Here is a 7,070-nt window from a genome sequence, read left to right as displayed (position 1 = left end):
GGCCACCTCTCCGGAGGCGCCGGCGGAGCAGCCCGCCGAGGTCGTGGCCGAGGCGTCCGCTCCGGTCGAGGCCGCTCCGGCCGTGGAGACGCCGGTGGAGGAGCCCGCCGCGCCCGCGCCGCGGACCCGTCGCCGCGCCACCCGTAAGGCGACCTCCGCCGAGCAGCCCGCCGAGGCCGTCGTGGAGACGCCCGCCGAGACGCCCGCCGCCGAGACGCCCGCCGAGGCGGCGCCGGTGGAGGAGCCCGCGGCTCCCGCGCCGCGTGCCCGTCGCCGTGCTACCCGTAAGGCCACCTCTCCGGAGGCGCCGGCGGAGCAGCCCGCCGAGGTCGTGGCCGAGGCGTCCGCTCCGGTCGAGGCCGCTCCGGCCGTGGAGACGCCGGTCGAGGAGCCCGCCGCGCCCGCGCCGCGGACCCGTCGCCGCGCCACCCGTAAGGCGACCTCGCCCGAGACCACCACCGCTCCGGCCGGCGAGAGCCTGCCGCAGGAGACCGTCGAGCAGATCACCGCCGGCGAGACCGAGCCCGAGGTCGCCGCCGCCGAGAAGGCCGCCACCCGCGGCCGTACCCGCCGTCGCGCCTCCTCGCCGCAGTTCACCGCCGAGCCGGTCGTCGCCCCGCAGGCCGAGGAGACCCCCCGCGGTCGCCGTGCCGCGCGCCCCGCCGTCGCCGTCTTCCAGGCTCCGGTCTTCACCGAGCCGATGTTCCAGACCCCGGAGACCGCGGCCGCCGCCGCTGCCGCCGAGGCCGTGGAGGAGGACGAGGAGGAGACGGTCGAGACCGCTCCCGAGCCGGTCGTCGAGGCCGTCGAGCGTCCCGAGCCCGCCGGCCGTCGCCGCCGTCGTCGTCGTGGCGAGCCCGCCGCCGAGCACGTCGCCGCCGAGCCGGTCGCCGTCGAGCCCGTGCCGGCCACCGTCGCCGACGAGCCCGAGGTCGAGGCGGAGGAGCCCGAGGCCGAGGCCGACGAGACCGACGAGTACGAGGACCGCCCCTCCCGCCGTCGCCGCCGTGGCGGCCGTCGCCGTCGTCGCGGCGAGCTTTCCGAGGCGGACGAGGCCGACGAGGCCGAAGAGGCGGAGGAGCCCCACGCCGAGGACGAGGACGCCGACGAGGAGTCCGACGCCGACGAGGACGAGGACGGCACCCCCTCCGCCGCCGGCACCAGCAGCTCGCGCCGCCGTCGCCGTCGTCGCCGCCGCAGCGGTGACGCCTCCGGCGAGTCCGAGGCGGGCGACGAGGACGGCGTCCGTACGGTCGTCAAGGTCCGCGAGCCCCGCCCGGCCCGTGAGAAGGCCGAGCCGTCCGACGAGGTGCAGTCCATCAAGGGCTCCACGCGTCTGGAGGCGAAGAAGCAGCGCCGTCGCGAAGGCCGTGAACAGGGCCGCCGTCGCGTCCCGATCATCACCGAGGCCGAGTTCCTGGCCCGCCGCGAGGCCGTCGAGCGCGTCATGGTCGTCCGCCAGAACGGCGAGCGCACCCAGATCGGCGTCCTGGAAGACAACGTGCTCGTCGAGCACTACGTCAACAAGGAGCAGGCCACCTCGTACGTCGGCAACGTCTACCTGGGCAAGGTCCAGAACGTCCTGCCGTCCATGGAGGCCGCCTTCGTCGACATCGGCAAGGGCCGCAACGCCGTCCTGTACGCCGGTGAGGTCAACTTCGAGGCGCTCGGCATGGCCAACGGGCCGCGCCGCATCGAGACCGCCCTCAAGTCCGGCCAGTCCGTCCTCGTCCAGGTGACCAAGGACCCGATCGGCCACAAGGGCGCGCGTCTGACGAGTCAGGTGTCCCTGCCCGGGCGCTACCTCGTGTACGTCCCCGAGGGCTCGATGACCGGCATCAGCCGCAAGCTCCCGGACACCGAGCGCGCCCGTCTGAAGACCATCCTCAAGAAGATCGTTCCCGAGGACGCGGGCGTCATCGTGCGCACCGCCGCCGAGGGCGCGAGCGAGGACGAGCTGCGCCGCGACGTCGAGCGTCTGCAGGGGCAGTGGGAGGAGATCCAGAAGAAGGCGAAGGGCGGCAGCGGCTCCAACGCGCCGACCCTGCTCTACGGCGAGCCGGACATGACCGTCCGTGTCGTCCGCGACATCTTCAACGAGGACTTCTCCAAGGTCATCGTCAGCGGTGACGACGCCTGGGAGACCATCCACGGGTACGTCAACCACGTCGCCCCGGACCTGACCGACCGCCTGTCCAAGTGGACGAGCGAGGTCGACGTCTTCGCGACGTACCGGATCGACGAGCAGCTGATGAAGGCGCTGGACCGCAAGGTCTGGCTGCCGAGCGGTGGGTCGCTGGTGATCGACAAGACCGAGGCGATGATCGTCGTCGACGTCAACACCGGCAAGTTCACCGGCCAGGGCGGCAACCTCGAGGAGACCGTGACGAGGAACAACCTCGAAGCGGCCGAGGAGATCGTGCGCCAGCTGCGCCTGCGCGACCTGGGCGGCATCGTCGTCATCGACTTCATCGACATGGTCCTGGAGTCCAACCGCGACCTGGTGCTGCGCCGCCTCCTGGAGTGCCTGGGCCGGGACCGCACCAAGCACCAGGTGGCCGAGGTCACCTCGCTCGGCCTGGTGCAGATGACCCGCAAGCGGGTGGGCCAGGGTCTGCTGGAGTCCTTCTCCGAGACCTGCGTCCACTGCAACGGCCGCGGTGTCATCGTCCACATGGAGCAGCCGACCGCCCCGGGTGGCGGCGGTGGCGGCAAGCGCGCCAAGAAGCGGGGCCGTGGCGGTGCCGAGCACCTCGAGCACGACCACGACCACGCCGAGGACACCCTGACGGTGGAGCCCGCCGAGGCCGAGACCGTGGAGACGGAGGCCGAGCTGGCCGCCGAGGTCGCCGCGCCGGTCGCCGTGGAGGAGCCCTTCCGCCCGGACGAGGAGCTGTACAGCAGCGCCGCCGAGGCCGAGGCCGCCGCCACGCGTGGCCGTGGCCGTCGCCGCGCGACCCGCAAGGTCTCCGCGCCGGCCGGTCCGCCGGTCGTCGAGCCCGCGCCGGCGCCCGCGCCCGTCGTCGAGCCCGAGCCGGTCGTGGAGGCCGCGCCCGAGCCCGTCGTGGAGCCCGTGCCGGAGCCCGTGGCCGAGACGCCGGTGGTGGCGGAGCCTGCCGCTCCGGCGCCGCGGACCCGTCGCCGTGCCACCCGCAAGGCGACGGCCCCGGCCGGTTCGCCGGCCCCGGCGCCGGTCGTCGAGCCCGAGCCCGTGACCCCGGTCGCGGAGCTCGCGCCCGAGCCGGTCGTCGAGCCCGAGCCCGAGGCCGAGCCCGTCGCCGCGCCGGTCGTCGAGGAGACCCCCGTGGCCGCCCCGCCGAAGGCCCGTCGCCGTGTGGTCCGCAAGGTCACCGCTCCCGCCGGTTCCCCGGCGGGCGCCGAGGAGGCCGCCGTCGTGGTGGTCGAGACCCCGGCCGCCGCCGCACCCGCGGGTGAGGCGTCCGAGCCGGCGGCCGAGGCCGACGTCGAGGCCGAGGCTGCCGCCCCGGCCAAGAAGACGGCCCGCAAGACCGCGAAGAAGACGACGACGACGGCCAAGAAGACGGCCGCCAAGAAGACGGCGACGGCCAAGAAGACGGCTGCCAAGAAGACGACGACCGCCAAGAAGACGGCTGCCAAGAAGACCGCCGCCCCCGCGCAGGACTGACGGGGCACCGACGCAGCCGGCCCGTGTGGGCCGTCCTCGCCCGAGGACGGCCCACACGGCTTTGACACGATTCGGAAAACAGGAACCAGCCCGATGAACAACATCCCCACCACGCGCGTCCGCAAGGCCGTCATCCCTGCAGCCGGTCTGGGCACGCGGTTCTTGCCCGCGACGAAGGCGACTCCCAAGGAGATGCTGCCCGTCGTCGACAAGCCGGCCATCCAGTACGTGGTCGAGGAGGCGGTGTCAGCGGGTCTGGCCGACGTTCTGATGGTCACGGGACGCAACAAGCGCCCCCTCGAGGACCACTTCGACCGGAACCACGAGCTGGAGTCCGCCCTCACCCGCAAGGGCGACGAGGAGCGGCTGGCGAAGGTGCAGGAGTCGAGCGAGCTCGCCACCATGCACTACGTCCGGCAGGGCGACCCGCGCGGCCTCGGGCACGCCGTGCTCTGCGCCGCCCCGCACGTGGGGGACGAGCCCTTCGCCGTCCTCCTGGGCGACGACCTGATCGACCCCCGCGACCCCCTGCTCGCCCGGATGCTGGAGGTCCTCACCCAGCGCGGCGGCAGCGTGATCGCGCTGATGGAGGTGGACCCGGCCCAGATCCACCTCTACGGCTGCGCCGCCGTCGAGCCGACCGAGGACGCCGACGTCGTCCGCGTCACCGGTCTCGTGGAGAAGCCGGACCCGGCCGATGCGCCGAGCAGCTACGCCGTGATCGGCCGCTACGTCCTGGACCCGGCCGTCTTCGGCGTCCTCGGCGAGACCGAGCCCGGCCGTGGCGGCGAGATCCAGCTGACCGACGCCCTGGAGACCCTGGCGCGCGACGAGGCCGTGGGCGGGCCCGTGCACGGTGTGGTGTTCAAGGGGCGCCGTTACGACACGGGCGACCGCGGGGACTACCTGCGGGCGATCGTGCGGCTCGCCTGCGAGCGCGAGGACCTCGGCCCCGAGTTCCGCACCTGGCTGCGCGCCTTCGTCGAGGAGACCGCCGAAGCGTGACCGACGGCCACGCCGTGGCGCGTCACCGCGGCGTGACGCGTGGCCGAAGCGGGCCGGACCGCCGAATTTGACCCCTTGCGGCACGGGCCCGTAACCTTGACCGTCGGCGTGTCGTATGGCGCGCCACTCCCCTGAGCACCCTCCTCCCGGTCAGCCGGGAGAGGCCGCTCGTCCATTTCCGGATCACCGCGGGCCCCGGCCCGTGTGAGCGGCTGGCATCAGGGGTCCGTTCCCGAGTGAGAGAGAGATCCGCGTGTACGCCATCGTGCGCAGCGGTGGTCGCCAGCACAAGGTTGCTGTCGGCGACATCGTTGAGGTTGACAAGATTTCCACTGCCAAGGTTGGCGACACGGTCGAGCTCTCGACCCTGCTCGTTGTCGACGGCGACGCCGTGACCAGCGACCCGTGGGTCCTGGCCGGCATCAAGGTCACGGCCGAGGTCGTGGACCACCACAAGGGCGCGAAGATCGACATCCTTCGCTACAAGAACAAGACCGGTTACCGCCGTCGCCAGGGCCACCGCCAGCAGTACACGGCGATCAAGGTCACCGGCATCCCCGCGGCTGCGAAGTAAGGGACTGAGGAGAGATGGCACACAAGAAGGGCGCATCGTCCACTCGGAACGGTCGCGACTCCAATGCTCAGCGGCTCGGCGTGAAGCGCTTCGGCGGTCAGGTCGTCAGCGCCGGTGAGATCCTGGTCCGCCAGCGTGGCACCCACTTCCACCCGGGCTCGGGCGTCGGCCGCGGCGGCGACGACACGCTGTTCGCGCTCAACGCCGGTGCGGTGCAGTTCGGCACCCACCGTGGCCGCAAGGTCGTGAACATCGTTCCGGTCGCCTGATCGGTTCTTTTGCGGAGGCGGACCTCACTTCCCGTACGGGGAAGCGGGTCCGCCTTTCGCGTGTTGACGTAGAGACATTCCGTACTTCCCCGGCGTTCGGCCGGGACCCCCATCAATGGAGGCACACCCATGACCACCTTCGTGGACCGCGTCGAGCTGCACGTCGCCGCGGGTAACGGAGGCCACGGCTGCGCCTCCGTTCACCGGGAGAAGTTCAAGCCGCTCGGCGGCCCCGACGGCGGCAACGGCGGCCGTGGCGGCGACGTGATCCTGGTCGTCGACCAGTCCGTCACCACGCTCCTCGAGTACCACCACTCGCCCCACCGCAAGGCGACCAACGGCAAGCCCGGTGAGGGCGGCAACCGCTCCGGCAAGGACGGCCAGGACCTCGTCCTGACCGTGCCCGACGGCACCGTCGTCCTCGACAAGCAGGGCAACGTCCTCGCGGACCTGGTCGGCGAGGGCACCACGTTCGTGGCCGCCCAGGGCGGCCGCGGCGGCCTCGGCAACGCGGCGCTCGCGTCGGCGCGCCGCAAGGCCCCCGGCTTCGCGCTGCTCGGCGAGCCCGGCGACCTGGGCGACATCGTCCTGGAGCTGAAGACCGTCGCCGACGTGGCCCTGGTGGGCTACCCGAGCGCCGGCAAGTCGTCGCTCATCTCCGTCCTGTCGGCCGCCAAGCCGAAGATCGCGGACTACCCCTTCACCACGCTGGTCCCGAACCTGGGCGTGGTCACCGCCGGCTCGACCGTCTACACGATCGCCGACGTGCCGGGTCTGATCCCGGGCGCCAGCCAGGGCCGCGGACTGGGTCTCGAGTTCCTGCGCCACGTCGAGCGCTGCTCGGTGCTGGTGCACGTCCTGGACACGGCGACGCTGGAGTCGGACCGCGACCCCGTCTCCGACCTCGACGTCATCGAGGAGGAGCTGAAGCAGTACGGCGGGCTCGACGACCGGCCGCGGCTCGTCGTCCTCAACAAGATCGACATCCCGGACGGCCAGGACCTCGCGGACATGATCCGCCCGGACCTGGAGGCCCGCGGCTACAAGGTCTACGAAGCGTCCGCCGTGGCGCGCACGGGTCTGAAGGAGCTGTCCTTCGCCCTGGCCGAGATCGTGGCCAAGGCGCGCGCGGCCAAGCCGAAGGAGGAGGCGACCCGCATCGTCATCCGCCCGAAGGCGGTCGACGACACCGGCTTCACGGTCACGTACGAGGAGGAAGAGGACGTGTACCGGGTGCGCGGCGAGAAGCCGGAGCGCTGGGTCCGCCAGACCGACTTCAACAACGACGAGGCCGTCGGCTACCTGGCCGACCGCCTCAACCGCCTCGGTGTCGAGGACGCGCTGATGAAGGCGGGCGCCCGCGCGGGCGACGGCGTCGCGATCGGCTCCGAGGAGAACGCGGTCGTCTTCGACTGGGAGCCCACGATGATGGCCGGTGCCGAGATGCTCGGCCGCCGAGGCGAGGACCACCGCCTGGAGGCCCCGCGACCGGCCGCCCAGCGCCGCCGCGACAAGGACGCCGAGCGGGATGAGGCACAGCGGGAGTTCGACGAGTTCGACCCCTTCTAGCCGGGCC

5 protein-coding genes are annotated in these 7,070 nt (G+C 72.7%); all 5 read left to right on the top strand.

The window, feature by feature from the left end:
- A partial coding sequence (locus ACZ68P_RS03875) for an Rne/Rng family ribonuclease (protein WP_471002077.1) occupies positions 1 to 3,646 on the top strand: 3,646 nt, incomplete at its 5' end.
- 93 nt (positions 3,647 to 3,739) lie between these two features.
- Positions 3,740 to 4,651, top strand: a complete 912-nt coding sequence (gene galU / locus ACZ68P_RS03870) for a UTP--glucose-1-phosphate uridylyltransferase GalU (RefSeq protein WP_365720877.1) — start codon at positions 3,740 to 3,742, stop codon at positions 4,649 to 4,651.
- A gap of 253 nt (positions 4,652 to 4,904) precedes the next feature.
- On the top strand, positions 4,905 to 5,225 hold the full coding sequence (rplU, locus tag ACZ68P_RS03865) for a 50S ribosomal protein L21 (protein WP_015033583.1): 321 nt from the start codon (positions 4,905 to 4,907) through the stop codon (positions 5,223 to 5,225).
- A 14-nt stretch (positions 5,226 to 5,239) separates the two neighbouring features.
- Entirely contained in the window at positions 5,240 to 5,494 is a 255-nt protein-coding gene (gene rpmA, locus ACZ68P_RS03860) for a 50S ribosomal protein L27 (RefSeq protein WP_109498837.1), read from the top strand.
- Positions 5,495 to 5,623: 129 nt separating this feature from the next.
- On the top strand, positions 5,624 to 7,063 hold the full coding sequence (gene obgE / locus ACZ68P_RS03855) for a GTPase ObgE (protein ID WP_471002074.1): 1,440 nt from the start codon (positions 5,624 to 5,626) through the stop codon (positions 7,061 to 7,063).
- The last annotated feature ends 7 nt before the right edge of the window (positions 7,064 to 7,070 follow it).

The sequence above is a fragment of the Streptomyces sp. NPDC036822 genome (assembly GCF_055609145.1).
Note: the sequence above shows the minus strand (reverse complement) of the source record. Positions and strands in the feature narration are given on the sequence as shown.